Origin of the sequence: Curvibacter lanceolatus ATCC 14669 (genome assembly GCF_000381265.1) — a bacterium.
In the GTDB taxonomy this organism is placed as follows: Bacteria; Pseudomonadota; Gammaproteobacteria; order Burkholderiales; family Burkholderiaceae_C; genus Curvibacter; species Curvibacter lanceolatus.
The window spans coordinates 281,467-304,107 of sequence record NZ_KB906255.1 but is presented as its reverse complement, the minus strand read 5'-3'; the positions used below and the strand labels follow the sequence as shown (position 1 = coordinate 304,107).

Annotated in this window: 21 protein-coding genes and 1 riboswitch; of the genes, 5 read left to right on the top strand and 16 right to left on the bottom strand. The window is 68.4% G+C overall.

The window, feature by feature from the left end:
- Window positions 1–34 precede the first annotated feature (34 nt).
- The 4 genes from eat to F624_RS0108250 are packed head-to-tail and all read left to right on the top strand — an operon-like array spanning window position 35 to window position 5,010.
- Window positions 35–1,426: an ethanolamine permease gene (eat, locus tag F624_RS0108265; RefSeq protein ID WP_031254490.1), complete on the top strand. Its 1,392-nt coding sequence runs from the start codon at window positions 35–37 to the stop codon at window positions 1,424–1,426.
- 19 nt (window positions 1,427–1,445) lie between these two features.
- Complete coding sequence (locus tag F624_RS0108260; RefSeq protein WP_019573819.1) at window positions 1,446–2,846, top strand: ethanolamine ammonia-lyase subunit EutB; 1,401 nt, start codon at window positions 1,446–1,448, stop codon at window positions 2,844–2,846.
- Entirely contained in the window at window positions 2,843–3,712 is an 870-nt protein-coding gene (eutC, locus tag F624_RS0108255; RefSeq protein WP_019573818.1) for an ethanolamine ammonia-lyase subunit EutC, read from the top strand. The genes F624_RS0108260 and eutC overlap by 4 nt, the downstream gene beginning before the upstream one ends.
- Window positions 3,709–5,010, top strand: a complete 1,302-nt coding sequence (locus tag F624_RS0108250) for an HAD family hydrolase (RefSeq protein ID WP_019573817.1) — start codon at window positions 3,709–3,711, stop codon at window positions 5,008–5,010. The genes eutC and F624_RS0108250 overlap by 4 nt, the downstream gene beginning before the upstream one ends.
- A gap of 3 nt (window positions 5,011–5,013) precedes the next feature.
- On the opposite strand, the gene F624_RS0108245 is transcribed toward F624_RS0108250, so the two are convergent.
- The 12 genes from F624_RS0108245 to F624_RS0108190 form a co-directional block, all read right to left on the bottom strand.
- Window positions 5,014–6,474 (bottom strand): methyl-accepting chemotaxis protein, encoded by a 1,461-nt coding sequence (locus tag F624_RS0108245; protein ID WP_019573816.1) that lies wholly within the window; start codon window positions 6,472–6,474, stop codon window positions 5,014–5,016.
- 124 nt (window positions 6,475–6,598) lie between these two features.
- Window positions 6,599–8,539 (bottom strand): methyl-accepting chemotaxis protein, encoded by a 1,941-nt coding sequence (locus F624_RS0108240; RefSeq protein ID WP_019573815.1) that lies wholly within the window; start codon window positions 8,537–8,539, stop codon window positions 6,599–6,601.
- A 154-nt stretch (window positions 8,540–8,693) separates the two neighbouring features.
- A complete protein-coding gene (gene otnI / locus F624_RS0108235) occupies window positions 8,694–9,524 on the bottom strand; it encodes a 2-oxo-tetronate isomerase (protein WP_019573814.1) in 831 nt (276 codons plus the stop codon).
- A 29-nt stretch (window positions 9,525–9,553) separates the two neighbouring features.
- Complete coding sequence (locus F624_RS0108230; RefSeq protein ID WP_019573813.1) at window positions 9,554–10,249, bottom strand: class II aldolase/adducin family protein; 696 nt, start codon at window positions 10,247–10,249, stop codon at window positions 9,554–9,556.
- A 14-nt stretch (window positions 10,250–10,263) separates the two neighbouring features.
- On the bottom strand, window positions 10,264–11,532 hold the full coding sequence (gene otnK / locus F624_RS0108225) for a 3-oxo-tetronate kinase (protein WP_019573812.1): 1,269 nt from the start codon (window positions 11,530–11,532) through the stop codon (window positions 10,264–10,266).
- Window positions 11,533–11,537: 5 nt separating this feature from the next.
- Window positions 11,538–12,551, bottom strand: coding sequence for a D-erythronate dehydrogenase (gene denD, locus F624_RS0108220; RefSeq protein ID WP_019573811.1), 1,014 nt, complete (start codon window positions 12,549–12,551; stop codon window positions 11,538–11,540).
- A gap of 45 nt (window positions 12,552–12,596) precedes the next feature.
- On the bottom strand, window positions 12,597–13,616 hold the full coding sequence (ltnD, locus tag F624_RS0108215) for an L-threonate dehydrogenase (protein ID WP_157443374.1): 1,020 nt from the start codon (window positions 13,614–13,616) through the stop codon (window positions 12,597–12,599).
- A complete protein-coding gene (locus tag F624_RS0108210) occupies window positions 13,543–14,856 on the bottom strand; it encodes an MFS transporter (protein ID WP_019573809.1) in 1,314 nt (437 codons plus the stop codon). Before F624_RS0108210 ends, ltnD begins: the two co-directional genes overlap by 74 nt.
- Window positions 14,857–14,986: 130 nt before the next feature.
- Window positions 14,987–15,763, bottom strand: coding sequence for a FadR/GntR family transcriptional regulator (locus tag F624_RS0108205; protein ID WP_019573808.1), 777 nt, complete (start codon window positions 15,761–15,763; stop codon window positions 14,987–14,989).
- A gap of 117 nt (window positions 15,764–15,880) precedes the next feature.
- Window positions 15,881–16,465: a methionine biosynthesis protein MetW gene (metW, locus tag F624_RS0108200; protein WP_019573807.1), complete on the bottom strand. Its 585-nt coding sequence runs from the start codon at window positions 16,463–16,465 to the stop codon at window positions 15,881–15,883.
- Window positions 16,462–17,598: a homoserine O-succinyltransferase MetX gene (gene metX, locus F624_RS0108195; RefSeq protein WP_031254488.1), complete on the bottom strand. Its 1,137-nt coding sequence runs from the start codon at window positions 17,596–17,598 to the stop codon at window positions 16,462–16,464. The genes metW and metX overlap by 4 nt, the downstream gene beginning before the upstream one ends.
- Window positions 17,599–17,757: 159 nt before the next feature.
- Window positions 17,758–18,324 carry a TMEM165/GDT1 family protein gene (locus F624_RS0108190; RefSeq protein WP_019573805.1) on the bottom strand — a complete coding sequence of 189 codons (567 nt, stop codon included), beginning with the start codon at window positions 18,322–18,324 and terminating at the stop codon, window positions 17,758–17,760.
- Window positions 18,325–18,332: 8 nt separating this feature from the next.
- Window positions 18,333–18,536, bottom strand: a riboswitch (yybP-ykoY riboswitch).
- 190 nt (window positions 18,537–18,726) lie between these two features.
- Between F624_RS0108190 and F624_RS0108185 the strand changes: the two genes are divergently transcribed.
- Complete coding sequence (locus F624_RS0108185) at window positions 18,727–19,929, top strand: ammonium transporter (RefSeq protein WP_019573804.1); 1,203 nt, start codon at window positions 18,727–18,729, stop codon at window positions 19,927–19,929.
- 57 nt (window positions 19,930–19,986) lie between these two features.
- Here the strand turns inward: F624_RS0108185 and F624_RS0108180 are convergent, their stop codons facing one another.
- From F624_RS0108180 to F624_RS0108165, 4 genes are read right to left on the bottom strand one after another with little or no spacing between them, the layout of a single operon-like run.
- Complete coding sequence (locus F624_RS0108180; protein ID WP_019573803.1) at window positions 19,987–20,439, bottom strand: DoxX family protein; 453 nt, start codon at window positions 20,437–20,439, stop codon at window positions 19,987–19,989.
- Between the two features lie 23 nt (window positions 20,440–20,462).
- On the bottom strand, window positions 20,463–21,251 hold the full coding sequence (locus tag F624_RS0108175; RefSeq protein WP_019573802.1) for an HvfC/BufC N-terminal domain-containing protein: 789 nt from the start codon (window positions 21,249–21,251) through the stop codon (window positions 20,463–20,465).
- The gene (locus tag F624_RS0108170; RefSeq protein ID WP_019573801.1) at window positions 21,248–22,150 is read right to left on the bottom strand and encodes an MbnB/TglH/ChrH family RiPP precursor modification enzyme; all 903 of its coding nucleotides are present in this window, start codon (window positions 22,148–22,150) and stop codon (window positions 21,248–21,250) included. Before F624_RS0108170 ends, F624_RS0108175 begins: the two co-directional genes overlap by 4 nt.
- Window positions 22,151–22,179: 29 nt before the next feature.
- Window positions 22,180–22,467, bottom strand: a complete 288-nt coding sequence (locus F624_RS0108165; RefSeq protein WP_019573800.1) for a BufA1 family periplasmic bufferin-type metallophore — start codon at window positions 22,465–22,467, stop codon at window positions 22,180–22,182.
- Window positions 22,468–22,641 lie beyond the last annotated feature (174 nt).

The following is a 22,641-nucleotide window of genomic DNA, read 5'->3' as shown; positions in this document are numbered from 1 at the left end:
ATGGCAGGCAACGACCACCCACCGAGGCCCCACCATGAAGCCAGCCGCCGCAGCGCCCACCGCCCACCTGAAAAAAGTGCTGGGCACCTTCCAGCTCTGGGGCATTGCCGTGGGGCTGGTGATCTCGGGCGAGTACTTCGGCTGGAGTTATGGCTGGGCCAGCGCCGGCACGCTGGGCTTTCTGGTGGCCACGCTGCTGGTGGCCACCATGTACACCACCTTCATCTTCAGCTTCACCGAGCTGTCCACCGCCATTCCGCACGCGGGCGGCCCCTTTGCCTATGCGCGCCGCGCCTTCGGGCCGCTGGGGGGCTTTGTGGCCGGCTTTGCCACCCTGATCGAGTTCGTGTTCGCGCCGCCCGCCATCGCGCTGGCGATCGGGGCCTACCTGAACGTGCAGTTTCCGGCCATCGACCCGAAATGGATCGCGCTGGGGGCCTATGCGGTGTTCATCGCCCTGAACTGGGTGGGGGTGGGCATTGCCGCCGCCTTCGAGCTGGTGGTGACGCTGCTGGCCATCTTTGAGCTGCTGGTGTTCATGGGTGTGGTGAGCCCGGGCTGGTCGTGGGCCCAGTTTGCCGCGCTGGGCTGGGCCGGCTCGGACGTGCTCAATGGCACGGCCGTGGCGGGCATCTTTGCCTCGATCCCGTTTGCCATCTGGTTCTTTCTGGCCATCGAGGGCGCGGCCATGGCGGCCGAAGAGGCGCGCGACCCGCAGCGCACCATTCCGCGCGCCTACATCGCCGGCATCCTGACCCTGGTCAGCCTGGCCTTCGGCGTGATGATCATGGCCGGCGGCGTGGGCGACTGGCGCAGCCTGGCCAACATCAACGACCCGCTGCCCCAGGCCATGAAGGCCGTGCTGGGAGCGCACAGCGGCTGGCTGCACATGATGGTGTGGATCGGCCTGTTCGGGCTGGTGGCCTCGTTCCACGGCATCTTGATGGGCTACTCGCGCCAGATCTTCGCGCTGGCCCGCGCCGGCTACCTGCCACGCAGTTTTGCGGTGCTGAGCCCCCGCTTCCAGACCCCGCACCGGGCCTTGCTGGCCGGCGGCGCCGTGGGGGTGGCGGCGATCTTCAGCGACAACTGGATCGAGTTCGGCGGCCAGACCCTGACGGCCAACATCGTCACCATGTCGGTGTTCGGCGCCATCGTGATGTACATCATCTCGATGGCCGCCCTGCTGCGCCTGCGCCGCACCGAGCCCGACATGGCGCGCAGCTACCGCGCCCCGTTCTTCCCCTGGTTTCCGCTGCTGGCACTGGGCCTGGGCCTGGTCTGCCTGGGCGCCATGGTGTGGTTCAACCCGGTGCTGGCCGGGCTGTTCGCGGCGCTGATGGCCCTGGCCTGGCTGTACTACGCGGCCACCGCCCAGCACCGCGCCGATGCGGCCCCCGATGCCCTGCTGGACGCAGGCGCCTGAACCCGCACGGAGCCCCCGCATGCGCTACCACACCACCCTGGGCGGCCAGGGCCACTTCTTCGAGGACCTGCGCCAGGTGATGGCCATGGCCAGCCCGGCGCGTTCGGGCGACTACCTGGCCGGCCTGGGCGCGGCCACCGCGCAGCAGCGCATGGCCGCGCGCCATGTGCTGGCCGAGCTGCCGCTGAAGGTGTTCCTCAACGAGGCCCTGGTGCCCTATGAAAGCGACAACATCACGCGGCTGATCCTGGACCAGCACGACGCCCAGGCCTTTGCCCCGGTGGCCCACCTGACGGTGGGCGACTTCCGCAACTGGCTGCTGGGCCCGGCCGCCGACACCGCCACGCTGAGCGCTCTGGCCCCCGGCCTGACGCCGGAGATGGTGGCCGCGGTGAGCAAGCTCATGCGCAACCAGGACCTGATCGCGGTGGCGCGCAAGACCCGGGTGGTGACCCGCTTTCGCAACACCCTGGGCCTGCCGGGCACGCTGGCCGTGCGGCTGCAGCCCAACCACCCGACCGACGAGCTGCGCGGGGTGGCGGCCTCGGTGCTGGACGGGCTGATGATGGGCGCGGGCGATGCGGTGATCGGCATCAACCCGGTGTCCGACAGCCTGCCCACGCTGGCCCGACTGTGCCATGGCTTTGACGAGCTGATCCAGCGCCTGGCGATCCCGACACAGGCCTGTGTGCTGACCCATGTGACCAACACGCTGCAGCTGATCGAGGACGGCGTGCCGGTGGACCTGGTGTTCCAGTCGATCGGCGGCACCGAACTGACCAACCGCAGCTTCGGCGTGAGCCCCGAGCTGCTCGACGAGGCCTGTGCGGCGGCCCGTTCGCTGCAGCGCGGCACGCTGGGCCAGAACGTGATGTATTTCGAGACCGGCCAGGGCAGCGCCCTGTCGGCCAACGCCCATGGCGGGGTGGACCAGCAGACCTGCGAGGCCCGGGCCTATGCGCTGGCGCGGCGCTACCAGCCCTTGCTGGTGAACACGGTGGTGGGCTTCATCGGGCCCGAGTACCTGTACGACGGCAAGCAGATCATCCGCGCCGGCCTGGAAGACCACTTCTGCGGCAAGCTGCTGGGCCTGCCCATGGGCTGCGACATCTGCTACACCAACCACGCCGAGGCCGACCAGGACGACATGGACACGCTCAGCGTGCTGCTGGCCAGCGCCGGGCTGAACTTTCTGATCGGGGTGCCGGGCGCGGATGACGTGATGCTCAACTACCAGAGCACCTCGTTCCACGACGCCCTGTTCCTGCGCGAGACCCTGGGCCTGCAGCGGGCCCCCGAGTTCGAGGCCTGGCTGCAGGCCCAGCAGATCACCGACTCGGCAGGGCGGTTGCTGAGCCCGGGCCAAGGCCACCCTCTGCTGAGCCATTTGAGCCATCTGGGGCAGGAAGGGCGCGCATGACCCCCCAAGAACGGCCTCAGCTTGAGCTTTCGGCGCAGGACCCGCCCGAGGGCGTGACCCCCATGCCCTGGACCGACTGGCGCCGCAGCACGCCGGCGCGCATTGCGCTGGGGCGGGCCGGTGTGGCCATCCCCACCGATGAGACCCTGCGTTTCGGCCTGGCCCATGCCATGGCGCGCGACGCCATCCACACCCCGCTGGACACGGCCGCCCTGCAAGCCACGCTGGAGCAGGCCGGCCACGGCGTGCTGCAGGTGCGCAGCCAGGCCGGCGACCGCACCGAGTACCTGCGCCGCCCCGATCTGGGCCGCCGTCTGGCCCCCGACGATGCGCAGCGCCTGCGCGCCTTGGCCGCCGCGGCGGGGCCGGCGCCCGAGCTGTGCGTGGTGGTGGGCGACGGCCTGTCGTCGCTGGCGGTGCAGCGCCATGCCGCCCCGCTGCTGGCGGCGCTGCTGCCGCGCCTGGCCCCGGGCTGGCGCCTGGCCCCGGTGGTGCTGGTGCAGCAGGCCCGCGTGGCCGTGGCCGACGAGGTGGGCGAGGCCCTGGGTGCGCGCCTGAGCGTGATCCTGATCGGCGAACGCCCAGGCCTGAGCTCGCCCGACAGCCTGGGCATCTACCTGACCCATGACCCCCGCGTGGGCCGCCACGATGCCCAACGCAACTGCATTTCCAACGTGCGCCCGGAGGGCCTGTCCTACCCGCAGGCCGCGCACAAGCTGGCCTGGCTGATCCGCCAGGCCCTGCAGCGCGGCCTGAGCGGCGTGGCCCTGAAAGACGACAGCGAGGCCGAGCCTTGGCTGCCCGGCGCCGCGCCGCGCCCCGAATCCCTTGTCAGCACTCCCCCCTCATCCCAGGAGAAAACATGAAGACCCCTGCCTTGCTCCGCCTCGCCCCCCTGACGCTGGCCCTGAGCCTGCTGGCCACCCTGGCCAGCACCGGCTGCAGCAGCCCGCCGACCGCCGTCCAGGCCGCCGCCCCCCAGACCCTGGCCCCCGGGCAGTGGGAGAGCTTCAACCGCCAGCAGATCAATGAGTTGATCGCGCGCGTGGGCAAGACCAGCGCCGGCTACAACCCGGCCAAGCCGCCCTATGTGGTGTTCGACTGGGACAACACCAGCGTGTTCCTGGACATCGAAGAAGCCGCGCTGATCTACCAACTCGAGAACCTGCGCTTCGGCGCCAGCCCCGAGCAGCTGGAAGTGGCGCTGCGCCGCAACATCCCGGCCACCGCCTTCAAGCCGGCCAACAACAACGCGGCCGGCCAGCCGGTGAGCATCGACACCATCGTGCCCGACATCCTGGACAGCTACCGCTGGCTGTACACCCACTACAGCGGCCTGAAGGGCCAGCAGCCCCTGGCCGAGGTACAACGCAGCCCGCACTACCAGGCCTTCGTGACCAAGGTGCGCTACCTGTACGAGGCGATCGGCGACACCTTCGACCATGACACCGCCTACCCCTGGGTGACCTACCTGTTTGCCGGCATGACCGAAGCCCAGGTGCGCCAGCTCACGGTGGACACGGTGAAGTGGCAGCAGACCCAGCCGGTCGAGAAGGTGAAATGGAGCACACCGGCCGAGCTGCCGGGCCGCGCCGGTCTGGTGTCGGTGAGCTGGAAGAACGGCCTGCGCCTGGTGCCCGAGATGCAGGACCTGTACGGGCGCTTCAAGGCCGCCGGCTTTGATGTGTGGGTGTGCTCGGCCTCCTTCGTGGACGTGATCAAGGAGATCTCGTCCAACCCGGCCTTCGGCTACCAGGTGAAGGAAGGCCATGTGCTGGCCATGGAGCTCGAACGCGACGCCCAGGGCCGCATCCTGCCCGACTACCGCCACGGCTACGACCAGACCCAGGGCCCGGGCAAGACGCGCAGCATCCAGCGCTTCCTGGTCAGCCGCTACGGCTACGGGCCGGTGTTCATCGCCGGCGACAGCGAAGGCGACCAGAACATGATGGCCGACTTCAGCGAGACCCAGAAGGTGCTGATCGTGAACCGCCTGCGCGACCCCAAGAGCGCCATCGGCCAGTTCTCGGCCCTGGCGGTGCAGAACTACGGCAAGCCCGACAGCCGCTACCTGTTGCAGGGCCGTGACGACAACACCGGCCGCTTCGTGCCCAGCCAGCTGCACACGCCGCTGGGGGCGACGGCGGCCAAGGCGCTGAAATAACGATCACCCCTCCAGCAGGGGCTGCGACGACTGAAAAATAGCCACCGCCTGGGCCAGGCGCTCGGCCTGCTCGGTCAGGCTGGCGGCGGCGGCCGCCGATTGCTCGACCAGGGCCGCGTTCTGCTGGGTCATCTGATCCAGCCCGCCCACGGCGGCGTGCACCTGGCTCAAGCCTTGAGACTGCTCACCGGCCACCAAAGAAATGTCGGCAATGATGTGCTTGACCCGTTGCACCGAAGCCATGATGTCGTCCATGGTGCGGCCGGCGGCATGCACCTGCTGGGTGCCGGCTTCGACTTTGTCGGCCGACTGGCTGATCAATGCCTTGATCTCTCGCGCCGCCTCGGCGCTGCGCTTGGCCAGGTTGCGCACCTCGCTGGCCACCACGGCAAAGCCTCGGCCTTGCTCGCCGGCCCGGGCGGCTTCCACGGCGGCATTGAGCGCCAGCAAATTGGTTTGAAACGCAATGCCGTCGATCACCCCGGTGATGTCGGCAATTCGGCTGGAGCTGACCTGGATCGCCTCCATGGTGCTGACCACCTGGCGCACCGCCTCACCACCCCGTTCGGCCACCTGGGCTGCCGAGCCCGACAGTTCGTTGGCCTGACGGGCCGATTCGGCGGAATGCTGCACCGTGACCGTCAACTGCCCCAGGCTGGAGGCGGCCTGGGCCAGGTGGCTGGCCGTCTGCTCGGTGCGGTGGCTGAGGTCGAGGTTGCCAATCGAGATCTCCCTGCAGGCCGACTCGATGCTGCTGGTGGAGGCGTGAACCTGCGACACGGCGCTGTGCACCCGCAGCAGCGCCTGTTGCAGGGCCTGCGCCGGCGCTGAACGCAGCACCAGCTCAGACACGTCAAGCCGGAGGTGGCCGCTGTCAGACACATGGGCGACCAGGCGGGCCAATTCAGCGCCCTCGGTGCCGGCCCGCTTCATGGCCACGGCAAACACCACCTCGAGCGAGGTCTGAATGACCACATAGACCGCGTGCACCAGCACCCGCCCGAAATCGGGCTGGGTCACGCAATAGACCCCGAAACCGGCGGCCTGCAAGCGATCGAACAGCACGTGGTGCACGGCGAACAGGGCGGCGGCCAGCACGATGGGGCGCCAGTCGCGGTACACCAGCAGCAAGGCCAGCGTCACGAAGACACCGAAGTGGTACTCGACCTGGCCCTGTGCCAGCTGGATGTGCAGCATGACCATGACTGCCAGTCCGGTGGTGAGCAGCAATCGCGAGAACAGAGTGGCCGGGGCCACGGCCTGCCCCAGGCCGCACAGCAACAGCAGGGGCAGCGCGACCCCGAGGGCCAGGGACAAGGTGCCATGCAGCCACCCGAGCAGCAGGGCAGCGAGCGCACTCAGCACCATGGCGACCAGCATCATCCGATCGGGCCAGACCGCCCGGGAGGCATCGGGTGTGTCAGTTTTCAGGCGATCAGCAGCGGTGTTGGATGCGGGGATCATGGGGCGCGACCTACTGGTTTGTTTGAAACTGGAATATTGGGTCACATTCTGACCAAATAGTCTCAAAAGGTCGCAGAAAGCCGCCGAACGGTTGTGGACTTGCCGGGCGCCACGCCGGCCGGAACTATCCCAGGTGGAAGGCCTGGATGGCCTCGGACAGGCGCGTGGCCTGGTCGCGCAGGCTGGCCGCAGCGGCGGCCGATTCCTCCACCAGGGCGGCGTTCTGCTGGGTCATCTGGTCGAGTTGGTTGACCGCCCCGTTGACCTGGCCGATGCCGTTGGACTGCTCGACCGCGGCCGATGAGATCTCGCCCACGATGTCGCCGACGCGGTGCACCGAGCTGACGATGTCGCTCATGGTGGTGCCGGCGCTGCCCACCAGCTGGGCCCCGGATTCGACGGCTTCGACCGAGTTGCCGATCAAGGCCTTGATCTCGCGCGCGGCCTGGGCGCTGCGCTGGGCCAGGGTGCGCACCTCGCCGGCCACGACCGCAAAGCCCCGGCCTTGCTCGCCAGCGCGCGCGGCCTCGACCGCCGCGTTGAGGGCCAGGATGTTGGTCTGAAAGGCAATGCCGTCGATGACGCCGATGATGTCGGCGATCTTGCGCGAGCTGCTGTGGATGGCGTCCATGGTCTTGACCACCTCGCCCACCACCGCGCCGCCGCGGGCCGCCACCTCGGCCGCCGAGGCCGCCAGCTGATTGGCCTGGCGCGCCGCATCGGTGGATTGCTGCACCGTGGCCGTGATCTGCTCCATGCTCTGCGCGGTGGACTGCAGGCTGCTGGCGGTCTGCTCGGTGCGCGCGCTCAGGTCCTGGTTGCCGTTGGCGATCTCGACGCTGGCGTTGGTGATGCCCTCAACCGCCGAGCGCACCTGCAGCAGCAGGCGCAGGTAGAGCTGGCGCATGGCGTCGACCTCGCGCACCAGGGCGCCGATCTCGTCCTGGCGGTCGCTGCTGAAGCTGCGCGTGAGCTGGCCCTGGGCCACCGTGGTGACGGCCGCCGTGAGCTCGCGCAGGGGCTGGCTGACACGCCGGCGCAGCAGCCAGAACAGGCCGCCCCCCAGGCCCAGCACGGCCAGGGCAATCACGCCCCAGACCCAGCCCATGGTGGCGCGGTGGCTGGCCATGGCCTCGCGATCAGACACCTCGGCCACCACCCACCAGCCCTGGGTCTTGACGACCTGGCGCACGGCCCAGGGGTCGACCAGATCGACGCCGCGCAGCGGGGTGGCGTCACTGAGGGCGGCCTCTGCGCCGTCGGCCTGGCGCAGGCGATCCAGGAAGGGGCCCGCCTGGGTCACCACCTCCAGCACCCGCTTGCCCGAGGCCTGGGGATGGGCCAGGAAGCGGGCCTCCTCGGCCGTCTTGCCGGGGTCGATCACATACAGGCCGCCACTGTCGAAGAAGCGGGTCTCCTGGGCCTGCTTGAACACCGCCTCTTCGAAGATCGAGATGTCATTGCCCACGAACAGGGCGCCCACCACCTTGCCGGCGTCGTCCTTGACCGGCTCGTAGTGCGTCATGTAGGGCTTGCCGAACAGCACGGCGCGGCCGGTGTAAGTCTGCCCGGCCTGCAGCCGTGCATAGGCCGGGTGCTGGCGGTCCAGCGGGGTGCCCAGGGCGCGCTCGCCATCGGGCTTTTTCAGCGAGGTGGTGACGCGCATGAAATCGTCACCCTTGCGGGCGAAGACGGTGGCCACGCCCCCCGTGTCCTTGGTGAATTTGTCGACCTGGCTGAAGTCGTTGTTGACGGCGATGCCGTAGCTCTGCAGCTCACCGTTGTCCTCATTGAGGCTCATGGTGGGCTGAAAAGCCAGCTTGAAGGATTTGAAGGAGCGCCGCACCAGCTCGCGGGCGGTGGCGTCCTGCGACTCCAGCACCTGCACCACGTTCTCGGCCTTGTCGGCCGCCAGGGCCTGCACCTGCAGGCGGGCGGTGCGCGCGGTGATGCTGCTGATGGCCAGACTGGCCGCCACCAGCACCACCGCCAGCATGGCGATGGCCAGCAAGGAGACCTCGCGGGCCACGGAGCGCTGGGAGCTGGAAGACGTGAGTTTGGCCATGGGGATCCTCTGTTCCAGGTCGGTTGGATGACACGCAGTCTGTTGCCCGGTCAAAACATTCTGAAACACAGGATTGAGCCAGGCCACTGCGGGAATCCCGTAGCCATTCACACATCAGGCGATCAGACGTATCCGATCGCCCTGCGGCCGAGGCTCAGGCGGTGGCGCGGCGCAACCAGCCCAGGCCCTCGGAGGTGCCACCGGGGGTGGCGCCACGGGCGGGGCGGTACTCGCAACCCACCCAGCCTTCATAGCCCAGTTCGTCGATGACGCTGAACAGGTAGTCGTAGTTGAGCTCGCCCAGATCGGGTTCGTGGCGTTGCGGCACGCCCGCGATCTGCAGGTGGCCGACGCGGCCCGTGGGCAGGTACTGGCGCAGCTTCATGGCCACATCGCCTTCGACGATCTGCAGGTGGTAGAGGTCCATCTGCACCTTGAGGTTGGCTGCGCCCACCTCGGCGATCACGGCGTGGGCATCGTCCTGGCGGCTCAGGAAGAAGCCGGGCATGTCGCGCTGGTTGATGGGCTCGATCAGCACGTCGCGGCCCTCGCGCGCGGCTTCGGCCGCGGCCCAGCGCAGGTTGGCGATGTAGGTGGCCCGGTGCTGGGCGCGGTCGGCGCCGGCGGGCAGCATGCCGGCCATCAGGTGGATGCGCGGGCAGTCGAGCACGCGGGCGTATTGCAAGGCCAGCGCGATGCCGGCGCGGAACTCGGCCTCACGACCCGGGATCGAGGCGGTGCCGCGGTCGCCGGCCACGTCCCAGGCCTGGGCGATGCTGGCCGCTTCGGTGCCGCCGGGCGGGGCGTTGAACAGGGCTTGGCTCAGGCCATGGGCCTTCAACTGGGCGAGGATGTCTTCGGCCGCAAAGGCGTAGGGGAACAGGTACTCGACGGCCTTGAAGCCATCGCGGGCGGCAGCGCCAAAGCGCTCCAGAAAGGGCAGCTCGGGGTAGAGCATGGACAGGTTGGCGGCAAAGCGGGGCATGGACGGGTTCTCCAGTCAGGAATCAGAAGTTACCAGCGCGCACCAAAGGTGGTACGCAATTCAGCGATCTGCGGGCCACTCAGCGCGGGCGGCTGGCCGGCGCTGAGCTGCCAGAGGCGGGCGGTTTCCTCGAGCTCTTCGAGCGTGGCCATGGCGGCCTCGGGGCTGTCGTGCCACACATTGGGGCCCAGGCGCTCCAGCATCACGGCGCGGATGGGCGCACCCTGCTCGCCATAGTGGGCGATGGCCTGGGCCACGGCCTGGGCGGCCTCGGGCGCACCGGGGCGGTGGTAGGGGATCAAGGGCACATGGCCCACCTTCATCACGAAGTAGGGGGTGAGGGCGGGCAGCAGCTCCAGGCCCGTGAGCGGCGCCGCCGCCGGCGATGCATACCGGGCGGGCTGCAGGCTCAGCGCCACGCAATGGGTGCTGTGGGTGTGGATGACGCAGCGGGTGCCGCTGTCGAAACGCGTGGCTGCGGCATAGATCTGGCGGTGCAGCACGATGGTCTTGCTGCCGCGGTCGCCCGACAGCTGCTGGCCCTGGGCGTCGAGCCGGGCCAGGCGGGCCGGGTCGAGCGTGCCCAGGCTGGCATCGGTGGGGGTGATGAGGTAGCCGTCGTCCAGCCGCACGCTGATGTTGCCGGCGGTGGCGTGCACATAGCCGCGCTCGAACAGGCTGCGGCCGACGCGGCAGATGGCCTCGCGGGCCTGGTTCTCGTTCATGGGCGGGCTCCGGTTCAGAGCAGGGCGAAGGCCTTGCTGAAGAAGTCGACCGCCCCGAAGTTGCCCGACTTGAGCGTGAGGTGCAGCCCCCCTTCGCCGGCCACCGGCGAGGCGGCATGGCACCAGGGCACGCCCGGGTCGATCTGCGGGCCGATCTGCATCTGGGCGATGTCGAGCGCCTGCACGCAGGCGCCCGAGGTCTCGCCACCGGCCACCACCAGCTGGCGCACGCCCAGGGCCACCAGACCGCGCGCAATGGCGGCCACGGCGTGCTCCACCATGGCACCGGCCTCGGCCACACCGAGCTGGCCTTGAACCGCCTTCACGGCGCCGGGCTCGGCGGTGGAGTACACCAGCACCGGGCCGCTGGCCAGCAGGGGGGCGGCCCAGGCCAGGGCCTGGGCGACCACGTCTTCACCGGCCGCCAGCTTGATCGGGTCGATGGCCAGGGCCGGGCGGCCGCTGGCGATGAAATGCGCCACCTGCTGGTTGGTGGCCACCGAGCAGCTGCCCGAGACCACGGCCTGCAGGCCGCGCGCGGCCGGCAGGGCCGCCGCCTGGGCCGATGGGGCCAGGCCGAAGTTGTGCGGCAGGGCAATGGCCACGCCCGAGCCGGCGGTGAGCAGGGGCAGCTCGGCCAGGGCCGGGCCCATGCGCAGCAGGTCGTCGTTGGAGATGGCGTCGACCACGGCGACGCCCACGCCTTCGGTACGCAACGTGGCGATGCGCTCACGCACGGCCTCGGCGCCCCGGGCCACCACGGCGTAGTCGATCAGGCCGACCCGGCGCTTTGTCTGGGCCTGCATGACGCGCACCAGGTTCGGGTCGGTCATGGGCGTGAGCGGGTGGTTCTGCATGCCGCTCTCGTTGAGCAGGCCGTCGCCGGCAAACAGGTAGCCCTTGAAGACAGTGCGCTTGTTGTCGGGGAAGGCCGGGGTGGCGATGGTGAAGTCGGTGCCCAGCGCGTCCATCAGCGCTTCGGTGACGGGGCCGATGTTGCCCTCGGGGGTGCTGTCGAAGGTGGAGCAGTACTTGAAGTAGATCTGCCGCGCGCCCTGGGCCTGCAGCCAGTGCAGCGCGGCCAGCGACTGGGCCACGGCCTCGGCCGGGGCGATGGTGCGCGACTTGAGGGCCACGACCACGGCATCGACCTCGGCGGCCAGGGGGCCGGTGGGCACGCCGATGGTCTGCACCACGCGCATGCCGGCGCGCACCAGGTTGTTGGCCAGGTCGGTGGCGCCGGTGAAGTCGTCGGCGATGCAGCCGAGGGCAATCTTGGTCATGGGGTTCAGGCCTTCAGGGGCAGTTTCACGGCGGCGGGGTTTTCGCGCACGTAGTCACGGATGATGGTTTCGAAATCGGCATCGGGCAGCAGGCCCAGGGCCTGGGCCCGGCGCGAGGCGATGCGGCTGGGCCAGCTGGTGACGATGGCGGCCACGCGGGCGTCGGGCTGCCAGTCGATCAAGGCGGTGGCGGCCGGGCCGGCCACGCGCTCCAGGGCCTGTGCCATCTCGCCCACGGTGGTGGTGATGGCCGGCAGGTTGAGGGCCACGCGGGGGCCCCACTCGGCGTCCGTGGCCTGGGCGGCGCGCAGCAGGCCGGCGATGGTGTGGCCAGGCGAAGCCAGGGCCACCGGGGTGTTGGGCGACACCGGGCAGTTGGCGCGCTCACCGGCCAGGGGCTCGCGGATCATGCCGCTCAAGAAGCTGGAGGCCGCGCCATTGGGGCGGCCGGGGCGCACGCTGACGGTCATGAGGCGCACGTTGCGGGCGCGGATGAAGCCCTTGCGGCCGAAGTCGGCCACCAGTTGCTCCCCGACGAATTTCTGCACGCCGTAGCTGCCCTGCGGGGTGGGCAGGGTGAGGTCTTCGATGACCTCGGGCAGGGGCAGCTCGGGCGAGCTGCCGAACACGGCCACCGAGCTGGAGAACACCAGCGTGGGGGTGGTCTTCAGGGCGCGGCAGGCCTGCAGCAGGGCCAGGGTGGCGTCGATGTTGCTGTGCAGGCCCAGGTCCATGTCGGCCTCGCACTCGCCACTGACGGCCGCGGCCAGGTGGTAGACCAGCGCGGTGTCGGCCGCGGGCAACTGGCCGGCGGCCAGTTGCTCGTTGAGGTCACCGCCCAGGTAGGCGATGCGGGGGTCGGCGGCCAGGTCGGCCGGCGGCGGCATGCGGTCGGCCAGGGTGATGCGGGTGATCGCGGCAGCGGGTGCGCCCGCCAGGCTGAGCTGGCCGGCGGCCAGCAGGGCGCGGGCCAGGCGGGCGCCGAGGAAGCCGCAGCCGCCCGTGATGAGGATGTGCATGAGAGGTGCTCCGAAGCAGACAGGGTGTGAAGGCTCAGCCGATTGTCATTCGGCGCCCGGCAGGGTGATGCCCGGGAAAATCTTGATGACGGCGCTGTCGTCTTCACGACCGAAACCGGCGGTGGAGGCCTGCATGAACATCTGGTGCGCGGTGCTGGACAGCGGCAGCGGGAATTTGCTGGCGCGAGCGGTGTCGAGCACCAGGCCCAGGTCCTTGACGAAGATGTCCACCGCCGACAGCGGGGTGTAGTCGGCCGCCAGCACGTGGGCCATGCGGTTCTCGAACATCCAGCTGTTGCCGGCGCTGTTGGTGATCACCTCGTACAGGGCCTTGGCCTCGACGCCTTCGCGCAGGCCCAGGGCCATGGCCTCGGCGGCGGCGGCGATGTGCACGCCGGCCAGCAGCTGGTTGATGATCTTGACCTTGCTGCCGGCGCCAGCGCGCTCACCCAGGCGGTACACCTTGGCGGCCATGGCGTCGAGCAGGGGGCCAACCTTGTCGTACACGGCCGGCCGGCCGGCGGTCATCATGGTCATCTGGCCGCTGGCGGCCTTGGCAGCGCCGCCCGAAATGGGCGCATCCAGATAGCCCAGGCCCAGGGCCTCGAGCCGGGTTTCCAGCGCGGCCGACCAGTTGGGGTCGACGGTGGAGCACATCACGAACACGGCGCCGGGCGACATGGCGGCGGCGCAGCCGCCTTGCCCGTCAGCGCCGAACAGCACAGCCTCGGTCTGGGCCGCATTCACCACCACCGACACCACCACGTCAGCGCCTTGCGCGGCCTCGGCGGGCGAGGCGCAGGCGCGGCCGCCCTGGGCGGCAAAGGCGTCGGCCACCTCGCGGCGCACGTCAAACACCTGCAGCGCGTGGCCGGCACGGCGCAGTGAGGCGGCCATGCCGCTGCCCATGGCGCCCAGGCCGATGAATCCGATGGTGCTCATGTGAAGGTTACTTTTTTGAGGTCTGGAATGGGGGTTGAGAGAGTTCGGCTCAGCGGTTGACCAGTTGCTTGGGCGTGAGCCACACCAGCACGGCGCCCACCACCAGCGAGCCGGCCAGCACATACATGCCGATGGCGGTGCTGCCGGTCAGGTCTTTCAGGTAGCCGATCAGGTAGGGGCTGGCAAAGCCGGCCAGGTTGCCCACCGAGTTGATGGCGGCAATGCCGGCGGCGGCGGCCGTGCCCGACAGGAAGGCGGTGGGCAGCGACCAGAACAGCGGCGCGCAGGTCAGCACGCCGGCCGCGGCCAGCGACAGGAAGACCAGCGAGACAACCGTGTTGTCGGCAAACGAGGCGGCCACGGCAAAGCCCACGGCGCCCATCAGGGCCGGGATGATCAGGTGCCAGCGGCGCTCGCGCTTGCTGTCGGCGCTGCGGCCAAACAGGTTCATGGCCACGATGGCGCACAGGAAGGGGATGGCGCTGAGCAGGCCGATGTTGAAGTTGCCTTTGACGCCGGTGGCCTTGACCAGGGTGGGCAGCCAGAAGGTGAGGGCGTACTGGCCCATCACGAAGGCGAAGTAGATGGCAGCCATCCACCAGATGCGGGCGTCGGTGAAGACCGCGGCCACGGTGTGCGGGCCCTTGCTGCCATGGGCTTGATCGAGGTCGATCTCGTGCTGCAGCAGGCGCTTTTGCTCGGGGCTGAGCCACTTGGCCTCGGCCACGTTGTTGTCCAGGTAGGCCAGCACGGCCAGGCCGATCACCAGGGCGGGCACGGCCTCGATGACAAACATCCATTGCCAGCCGCTGAGCGAGGACACCTGGTGGAAGGACTCCATGATCCAGCCCGACAGCGGGTTGCCGAAGATGCCGGCCACCGGAATGGCCGACATGAACACCGCCACGATCTTGGCGCGGCGGTGCGCCGGGTACCACAGCGTGAGGTACAGGATCACGCCAGGGTAGAAGCCCGCCTCGGCCAGGCCGAGCAGAAAGCGCAGCACATAGAACTGGGTGGGCGTCTTGACGAACAGAAAGGCTGCCGAGAGCAGGCCCCAGGTGATCATGATGCGGGCGATCCAGATGCGCGCGCCCACCTTGCTCATCAGGATGTTGCTGGGCACCTCGAACAGGAAGTAGCCCAGAAAGAAGATGCCGGCGCCCAGGCCGAACACGGTTTCACTGAAGCCCAGGTCCTGCGCCATCTGGAGCTTGGCAAAGCCCACGTTGACGCGGTCCAGGTAGGCCACGACGTAGCACAGCATGAGAAAGGGCACCAGGCGCCAGAACACTTTGGCGTAGGTCTGACGTTCGAGATCGGGCGGCGCAGCGGTGGCGCCAGCCAGGGTTTGGGCGGTCATGAGGGTTGTCTTCCTTGGTTGTAACGCCGGGCTGCAGCGGGCAGGATCACCCCTCGGCGTTATTCATATGGTTATCATACAAATTTAAGCGAAGCTCAAAGACAAGGGTTTACCCTGGGAATCAGGGCCCTCAGGCCTGCGGTGTCAGCGCCTTGATCAGTGGCTCGGCCAGCGCCTGGCCCTGCTGCTGCCAGAAGGCGGGGTCGGCCTGCTCGATGCGACGGATGGCGTTGTCCATGTGGCCGGCCGCGGCGGCGCGGGCCGCCGGGGGGTCGCCGGCCTCGATGGCGCGCCAGATGCGCTGGTGCTCTTCAGCCACCTCGCGGGCAAAGTCGGCGCGGCGCGCCTCGTTGGCGCGGGTGACCTGGGTGGCGCCGCGCAGGAACTGGCTCAGGTACTCCAGCGTGCCGATCAGGAAGGGGTTGCGTGCCGCGTCTGCGATGGCGCGGTGGAACAGCACGTCTTCATTGACGCCATCGCCGCCGGCCCGCACCGCAGCATCCAGGGCCTCGATGGCCTGTTGCACACGCAGCACGTCGTCCGGGGTGCGGCGCTCGGCGGCCAGGCCGGCCACCTCGGCCTCCAGGGCCCGGCGCACCTCGGCCATCTGCACCACGGCGCTCTTGGAGACGGCATGACGGGCATCGAAATTGAGCGGCTGGAAGGACTTTTCGCGCACATACACGCCGCTGCCCTGGCGCGAATCGACCAGACCCAGCGACTTGAGGCGCGACACCGCCTCGCGCACCACGGTGCGGCTGACGGCGAACTGCGCCACCAGCACCGCCTCGGTGGGCAGCTTGGCCCCCACCGCCAGCCGCCCGGCCCGGATCTCGGCCGCCAGCGCCTCGGCCACCCGGTCGGACAGGCGGGCGCCGGGGGTGATGGTCTGGAACTGGGGGGTCATGGGCAGAGCGCCTTGGGCGTGGAGAAAAAGCGTGGAGAGGAAAATTGATCGTACAACTTTAGCCCAGGCCGCTGCCCTTGCGGGCTGCGGTTTACCCGGCCCGACAACGGCCCCGACTCAGGCCCGCACGAACTTGAAAACAGCCGTTCCGGCCCGCGCGTTGGGCATCCAGCGCACTTCGCGCCCCTGCTCCAGGCCGAAGCTGTCGACGATGCGCAGTGCGTTCTTGTGTGCCAGGTCGATGAAGTCGGCAAAGGTGCCCACGCGGATGTTGGGCGTGTCGTACCACTGATAGGGCAGGCGCTTGGTGACCGGCATGCGCCCGCGCAGCACACTCAGGCGGTTGGGCCAGTGCGCGAAGTTGGGGAAGGCCACGATGCCGGTCTTGCCCACGCGGGCGGTCTCGCGCAGCATCACCTCGGCATTGCGCAGGTGCTGCAGGGTGTCGATCTGCAGCACCACGTCGAACGAGGCGTCGTCGAACATCGACAGCCCCTCGTCAAGGTTGAGCTGGATCACGTTGACGCCGCGCTTGACGCAGGCCAGCACGTTGGCGTCGGCGATCTCGATGCCGTAGCCGGTGCAGCCACGCTCGCGCTGCAGCACATCGAGCAGGGCGCCGTCACCGCAGCCCAGGTCGAGCACGCGGGCGCCGCGGGGCACCAGGGCGGCAATGCTTTGGAGGTTGTGGGCGTCGCTCATGCCGGCACCTTGTGGTTGAAATAGGCGCGCACCACATCGAGGTAGCGCGGGTCTTCGAGCAAGAAGGCATCGTGGCCATGCGGCGCATCGATCTCGGCGTAGCTGACGTCGCGGCGGTTGTCGAGCAGGCCCTTGACGATCTCGCGGCTGCGCTGGGGCGAAAAGCGCCAGTCGGTGGTGAAGCTGACCAGCAGAAAGCGGCATTTCGCCTGCGCCAGCGCGGCACTGAGGCTGCCGCCGAACGAGCGGGCGGGGTCGAAATAGTCGAGCGCGCGGGTGATCAGCAAGTAGGTGTTGGCGTCGAAGTACTCGCTGAACTTGTCGCCCTGGTAGCGCAGGTAGCTCTCGATCTGGAACTCGACGTCCTGGGTCGAGTAGCGGTAGCCGGTGGCGCTGTCGACCACGGCCTCGCGCAGCTGGCGACCGAACTTCTCGTTCATGACATCGTCGCTGAGGTAGGTGATGTGACCGATCATGCGGGCGATGCGCAGGCCGCGCTTGGGCACCACGTTGTGCTCGTAGAAGTGCCCGCCGTGGAAATCGGGGTCGGTGACGATGGCGCGGCGCGCCACTTCGTTGAAGGCGATGTTCTCGGCGTTGAGGTTGGGCGCGCTGGCCACCACCACGGCGTGGCGCATGCGATCGGGGTACTGCAGGGTCCAGCTCAGGGCCTGCATGCCGCCCAGGCTGCCGCCCATCACCGCCGCCAGCTGCTGGATGCCCAGCGCATCGAGCAGCCGGGCCTGGGCATTGACCCAGTCCTCGACCGTGACCACGGGGAAATCGGCGCCATAGATGCGGCCGGTGTCGGGGTGGGTGTGCATGGGCCCGGTGCTGCCGAAGCAAGAGCCCAGGTTGTTCACGCCGATCACAAAGTAACGGTTGGTGTCCACCGGCTTGCCCGGGCCGATCATGTTGTCCCACCAGCCTTCAGACTTGGGCTGGCCTTCATAGACACCCGCCACGTGGTGCGAGGCATTGAGGGCATGGCAGATCAGCACGGCGTTGGAGCGCTCGGCGTTCAGCGTGCCGTAGGTCTCGTAGGCGAGGGTGTAATCGCGTATCGAGGCGCCGCTTTGCAGGGGCAGCGGGGCCTCGAAGGTCATGAACTGAGGTGTGGCTAGAAAACTCATGGCAACAAAAAACCCGGTTCGCCAAAAACGAGACCGGGTTGAGCCTATCTGTCTTTAGCTGAATTTCGAAACACGGTGGTTTCGGCGCCCGCAAGCTGGAATCAAATCGGCGCCCTGTGAACAGGTGGCCGAAGTATAGCAAGGAGCACCTCTCATGCGTCATGCCGGGGCGAACAGCGCCAGCCCACCCAACACGGCAAAGATCAGGGCCGACACCAGATGCACCACCCGCAGGGGCACCCGCCGCGTGAGGCGGTCCCCCAGCCAGACCACCGGGGCGTTGGCCAGCATCATGCCCAGGGTGGTGCCCGCCACCACCGCGGCCCAGGCCTGGTACTGCGCGGCCAGCATGACGGTGGCGATCTGGGTCTTGTCGCCCATTTCGGCCAGGAAGAAGGCCACCACGGTGGTGCCGAAAATGCCCAGGCGGGGCGAGGCGCCGCCGGTGTCGTCGTCATCGAGCTTGTCGGGGATCAGCATCCACACCGCCATGGCGATGAACGAGGCGCCCAGAATCCAGCGCAACCACTGCGGCCCGAGCACGGTGGTGACCCACGAGCCCACGGCACCGGCCAGGCCGTGGTTGACCACGGTGGCAACGAAGATGCCCAGCACGATGGGCCAGGGCTTGCGGAAACGGGCGGCGAGGACCAGCGACAGCAGCTGCGTCTTGTCGCCCATTTCAGCGAGGGCGACGATGCCAGTGGAGACGAGGAAGGCTTCCATGGGGGAACAGAACTCCGGCCGGACAAAACCCATGACTGCGCTGCACCCCCCGGCCAAAAACGGGGGCTGCGCAGTCAAAGGTCTCGCCAGGTCCGCAGACCGTTTGCGCCATGGGCACTCACCTCGATGGCGGTGCACAAGTCTGTTGACGCAAACCCCTCTCGCGGGCCTGCTGTGGCCCGGAAGGGAGGCTACTCCCCCTTGAACAGGGCGCCAGTGTACCCAATCCGCAAGGCCCTCCGCAGGGTGTGCCGATGCACCGAATCGGCACACCGGGCACGGAGGCGCACCACGATCAAGCAGACAACACCGTTATGGCGCATTTATTGCTTACTACTGGTGCGCATTCTTCGTGAAACGATCGAATGCACCATTTCAGTTCATTTTCTCCACGAGGACACTATGGAAGCACTAAAACAGGGCGCAGACGCCTTGTTCATCCTGCTGGGCGCCGTGATGGTTCTGGCCATGCACGCCGGCTTTGCCTTTCTTGAGCTGGGCACGGTCCGGCAGAAAAACCAGGTCAATGCCCTGGTGAAGATCCTGGTGGATTTCTCGATTTCGACGGTGGTGTATTTCGTGGTGGGCTACGGCGTGGCCTACGGCACCCACTTCTTTGTGGGCGCGGAGGAACTGGCCGCCAAGAACGGCTATGAGCTGGTGAAGTTCTTCTTTTTGCTGACCTTTGCCGCGGCCATCCCGGCCATCATCTCGGGCGGCATTGCCGAGCGCGCCCGCTTCTGGCCCCAGTTGATCGCCACCGCGGTGATCGTGGGTTTCATCTACCCCTTCTTCGAGGGCATCGCCTGGAACCAGCACTTTGGCGTGCAGGCCTGGATCAAGGCCTTGACGGGCGAGGAGTTCCACGACTTTGCCGGCTCGGTGGTGGTGCACGCGGTGGGCGGCTGGATCGCCCTGCCGGCCGTGGTGCTGCTGGGTTCGCGCGCCAACCGCTACCGCAAGGACGGCGCCATTTCGGCCCACCCGCCCTCGAACATCCCGTTTCTGGCGCTGGGGGCCTGGATTCTGGTGGTGGGCTGGTTCGGCTTCAACGTGATGAGCGCCCAGACCCTGGACAAGATCTCGGGCCTGGTGGCCGTGAACTCGCTGATGGCCATGGTGGGCGGCACGCTGGCGGCCCTGGTGCTGGGCAAGAACGACCCGGGCTTTGTGCACAACGGCCCGCTGGCCGGCCTGGTGGCGGTGTGCGCCGGCTCGGACCTGATGCACCCACTTGGGGCATTGGTGGTGGGCGCCGTGGCCGGCACGATCTTCGTGCTGATGTTCACCCTGACGCAGAACAAGTGGAAGATCGATGACGTGCTGGGCGTGTGGCCCCTGCACGGCCTGTGCGGCACCTGGGGCGGCGTGGCCGCCGGCCTGTTCGGCAGCAAGGCCTTCGGCGGCCTGGGCGGCGTGAGCCTGGGCGCCCAGTTGATCGGCACCGCCATGGGGGTGGCGTGGGCCGCCGTGGGCGGCCTGGTGGTCTATGGCCTGCTCAAGGTCACGCTGGGGCTGCGCCTGTCGCAGGAGGAAGAGTTCGAGGGCGCCGACCTGTCGATCCACAAGATCCGCTCCACCCCGGACCGTGAGGCCAGCTGGTAATTGCCGGCGGTGCCCCGTCATGAACGCGCCTCACGGGGCGCGTTTTTCATGGGGTGGTCAGCGTTGAAACCAGCGCGCCAACAACGCGTCCAGGGACCAGCGACCGGTGCCGAAAATCGCCAGTGCGGCCAGCAGACTGCCCCAGAACACATGGCCCTGCAGCGCCTCGGACGAGATCTCGGACAAAGACAGCACGGCCATGATGTTCACCACCAGCAGGCCCAGCGCCGGGATACGCCCGGCCAAACCCAGCACCAGCAGCACCGGCAGCCCGACCTCGCCAGCCGTGCCCATCACGGCCGCCAGGGCCGGTGGCAACAAGGGCACGTGGTACTCGTCCTGGAACAAGGCCAGCGTGATGTCCCAATCACGCAGCTTGGTGAGGCCAGACAAAAAGAACACCTGAGCCACATAGAGGCGGGCCAGCAAGGCGGCCACGGGCTGCAGGGCATCCAGCCCCCCCACCAGCAAGGCGTAGGGCTTCAGGATCGGGTGGCTGGTGGGGGTCATGAAAATCTCCGTGGCATCGTTGTTCAGCGGGGAATGGCATCGCGCACAGCCAACAACAGGCCTTGCGTGACGGCCTCTGGCAGCCAGGCCCCCAGGTCCAGCCCGGGATGGTGCGCCTCCAGCCACTGCATGGCCGCGCCCAGGCTGGGCTGGGTGTGCAGGGCCTGCAGCCAGGCAGCTTCGGCCGCATCGATCAGGCGCACGCGCGGGCGCCAGCCCTGGCGCCAGAACACGGCAAGTTCGGCCTCGCCCGCCTGCAGGCGCTGGCCGGCGGCCTGCAGCGCCTGGGCCGCCGGCTCAGCGCCTTCATCGCCAGGGCCATGGGCCAACAGGACAGAAATCACCGCCGCCTCGAAAGCCAGCACCTGGGTGCCTGCGGGCAGCTCCAGGCGCAGCTGATCGGGGTCTTCCTGTACCAGGCGCGCCAGCGTGCCGGGCTCGGGCAGGGCGTCAGCTGCGGTGGCCAGTTGGTGCAACACCCATTCGGCCCGGGCCAACTCAGGCAACCAGGCCGGCAGTTCATGCTCGGGCCCCAGACGGCGCAGCCAGTCGGGCAATTCAGCCCCCCACCAGGCCAGGTCGCCGCGCAGGGGCGGGCAGTCCAGCCAATGGTCACGGGCCAGGGCCGCCAAGGTGGCTTCGCCCACGCATTGGCGCAGCACGGGGTAGGCGGCCGCCAGGGCGCGCTCGGCCACAGCCCGGGCGTTGCGTTGGTAGGCCGGCAAACCCGCTTCACCCAAGGGCACCGCGGTGGCGGGCGACCACAGCGCGGCCAGCAGCGCCGCTTGCTGCTCCAGCAGGGTCTCGCTCATGGGGCACACTCCGCCAATGCGCCTGCAGCCTGCCGGGCCTGGTCCATCAGCACCGCCCAGGGCGGCAGATCGGTGTCCCATTCAATCAGGGTGGGGCGCGGGCCCCAGCGCGACACGGCGTACCGGTACAGCGCCCAGACAGGCTCACTGGTCGGGCTGCCATGGTCGTCGATCAGCCATTCGCCGGTGTCGGCATGGCCGGCCAGGTGGATCTCGGCCACGCACTCGGCGGGCACCGCATCAAGCCAGGCCCGGGAGACCTCCAGCAGACCCTCAAGGGGCTCCGGCACCTGGGCACCGTGGCGGCGGCGCCAGGCGTTGCGGGCATTGACGTGCAGGTTGTTCAGATCGACCAGCAAGCCGCAACCGGTGCGCCGGGCCAATTCGACGAGGAACTGCACTTCAGAAAAATCATGGTCAGCCCAGCTCAGGTAGGCCGACAGGTTCTCGACCGCCAGCGGGCGGCGCAGCCGGTCTTGCACCTGCTGCACATGGCTGGCCATCAAGTTCAGGGATTCGGTGGTCCAGGGCACGGGAAGCAGATCGGCGGCATGCACGGTCTGGCCGCGCAGGCCCCCGCGTGAAAAACTGGCGTGGTCGCTGACACGCACCGGATCGACGCGCGCCACCAACTCGGCCAACTGGTCCAGATGCCAGGGGTCCAGCCCCACGGCCGAGCCCAGCGACAGGCCCACCCCGTGCAGGCTGATGGGGTGTTGCTCGCGGGCCTGCATCAGCACCCCGAGCGCGGCGCCCCCGGCGCCGAAGAAGTTCTCCGAGTGAACCTCAAGAAAGCCCGGGGCAGGCGCGCCTTGCAGCAGCTCGGCATAGTGGGGCTGGCGCCAGCCCAGGCCCACCCAGGACTCGGGTGAACGCAGGGCTTGCAAGGGCTCGGACATGGAATGCTCCTGCTCAGGCAACTTCAGCCTCAGCCCTTCTTGCCGGCAGCCATCTTGGCTTCGTCCATGGTCATGCCCGACATCTGCTTGCACGTGCCCTTGGCCACGTACTTCCAGTCGGCCTTGGACATGTCTTCCTTGGCCTGGCCGGCACACGAATGGCTGCCACTGAGGTTGGCGCAGTCGTTCTGGCCCGCCTTGGCGATGCCGAAGCATTTTTCCTTGGCCGTGTCTTGCGCCAGCACGGGGCCGGAAGCCAGCAGGGCGGAGGACAGCAAAGAGGCGGCAGCAGCGGCAAACAAAGCACGTTGGTTCATGGAAATCTCCTGGGGTGACGTTGAAGAAAATGACTTTCAACCGGGGCCCGGGTGGGCCAATCAAATCGCCGGTTGAGGGTGAGTCGGCCCGACACAGCGATTCTTACAAGATTGGTGAAATATTTTTTTGCAAGCCTTTCAGTGCTTTGCATGTCATGCCGTTTCAATACACTG

Bases quoted from the DNA above. Each gene is read 5' to 3' on its own strand.
- F624_RS0108260 (WP_019573819.1), top strand. From the start codon at position 1,446: ATGCGCTACCACACCACCCTGGGCGGCCAGGGCCACTTCTTCGAGGAC.
- F624_RS0108175 (WP_019573802.1), bottom strand. From the start codon at position 21,251: ATGAGCGAGACCCTGCTGGAGCAGCAAGCGGCGCTGCTGGCCGCGCTG.
- metX (WP_031254488.1), bottom strand. From the start codon at position 17,598: ATGAGTTTTCTAGCCACACCTCAGTTCATGACCTTCGAGGCCCCGCTG.
- F624_RS0108190 (WP_019573805.1), bottom strand. From the start codon at position 18,324: ATGGAAGCCTTCCTCGTCTCCACTGGCATCGTCGCCCTCGCTGAAATG.
- F624_RS0108165 (WP_019573800.1), bottom strand. From the start codon at position 22,467: ATGAACCAACGTGCTTTGTTTGCCGCTGCTGCCGCCTCTTTGCTGTCC.
- F624_RS0108170 (WP_019573801.1), bottom strand. From the start codon at position 22,150: ATGTCCGAGCCCTTGCAAGCCCTGCGTTCACCCGAGTCCTGGGTGGGC.
- eat (WP_031254490.1), top strand. From the start codon at position 35: ATGAAGCCAGCCGCCGCAGCGCCCACCGCCCACCTGAAAAAAGTGCTG.
- F624_RS0108205 (WP_019573808.1), bottom strand. From the start codon at position 15,763: ATGACCCCCCAGTTCCAGACCATCACCCCCGGCGCCCGCCTGTCCGAC.
- F624_RS0108230 (WP_019573813.1), bottom strand. From the start codon at position 10,249: ATGAACGAGAACCAGGCCCGCGAGGCCATCTGCCGCGTCGGCCGCAGC.
- denD (WP_019573811.1), bottom strand. From the start codon at position 12,551: ATGCACATCCTCATCACGGGCGGCTGCGGCTTCCTCGGCGCCCGCCTG.
- otnI (WP_019573814.1), bottom strand. From the start codon at position 9,524: ATGCCCCGCTTTGCCGCCAACCTGTCCATGCTCTACCCCGAGCTGCCC.
- F624_RS0108250 (WP_019573817.1), top strand. From the start codon at position 3,709: ATGAAGACCCCTGCCTTGCTCCGCCTCGCCCCCCTGACGCTGGCCCTG.
- F624_RS0108210 (WP_019573809.1), bottom strand. From the start codon at position 14,856: ATGACCGCCCAAACCCTGGCTGGCGCCACCGCTGCGCCGCCCGATCTC.
- ltnD (WP_157443374.1), bottom strand. From the start codon at position 13,616: ATGTGCTGGCCGGCTCGCTGGTGGTGGGCGCCGTGCTGGTGTGGCTCA.
- otnK (WP_019573812.1), bottom strand. From the start codon at position 11,532: ATGACCAAGATTGCCCTCGGCTGCATCGCCGACGACTTCACCGGCGCC.
- F624_RS0108245 (WP_019573816.1), bottom strand. From the start codon at position 6,474: ATGATCCCCGCATCCAACACCGCTGCTGATCGCCTGAAAACTGACACA.
- metW (WP_019573807.1), bottom strand. From the start codon at position 16,465: ATGAGCGACGCCCACAACCTCCAAAGCATTGCCGCCCTGGTGCCCCGC.
- F624_RS0108240 (WP_019573815.1), bottom strand. From the start codon at position 8,539: ATGGCCAAACTCACGTCTTCCAGCTCCCAGCGCTCCGTGGCCCGCGAG.
- F624_RS0108185 (WP_019573804.1), top strand. From the start codon at position 18,727: ATGGAAGCACTAAAACAGGGCGCAGACGCCTTGTTCATCCTGCTGGGC.
- F624_RS0108180 (WP_019573803.1), bottom strand. From the start codon at position 20,439: ATGACCCCCACCAGCCACCCGATCCTGAAGCCCTACGCCTTGCTGGTG.
- eutC (WP_019573818.1), top strand. From the start codon at position 2,843: ATGACCCCCCAAGAACGGCCTCAGCTTGAGCTTTCGGCGCAGGACCCG.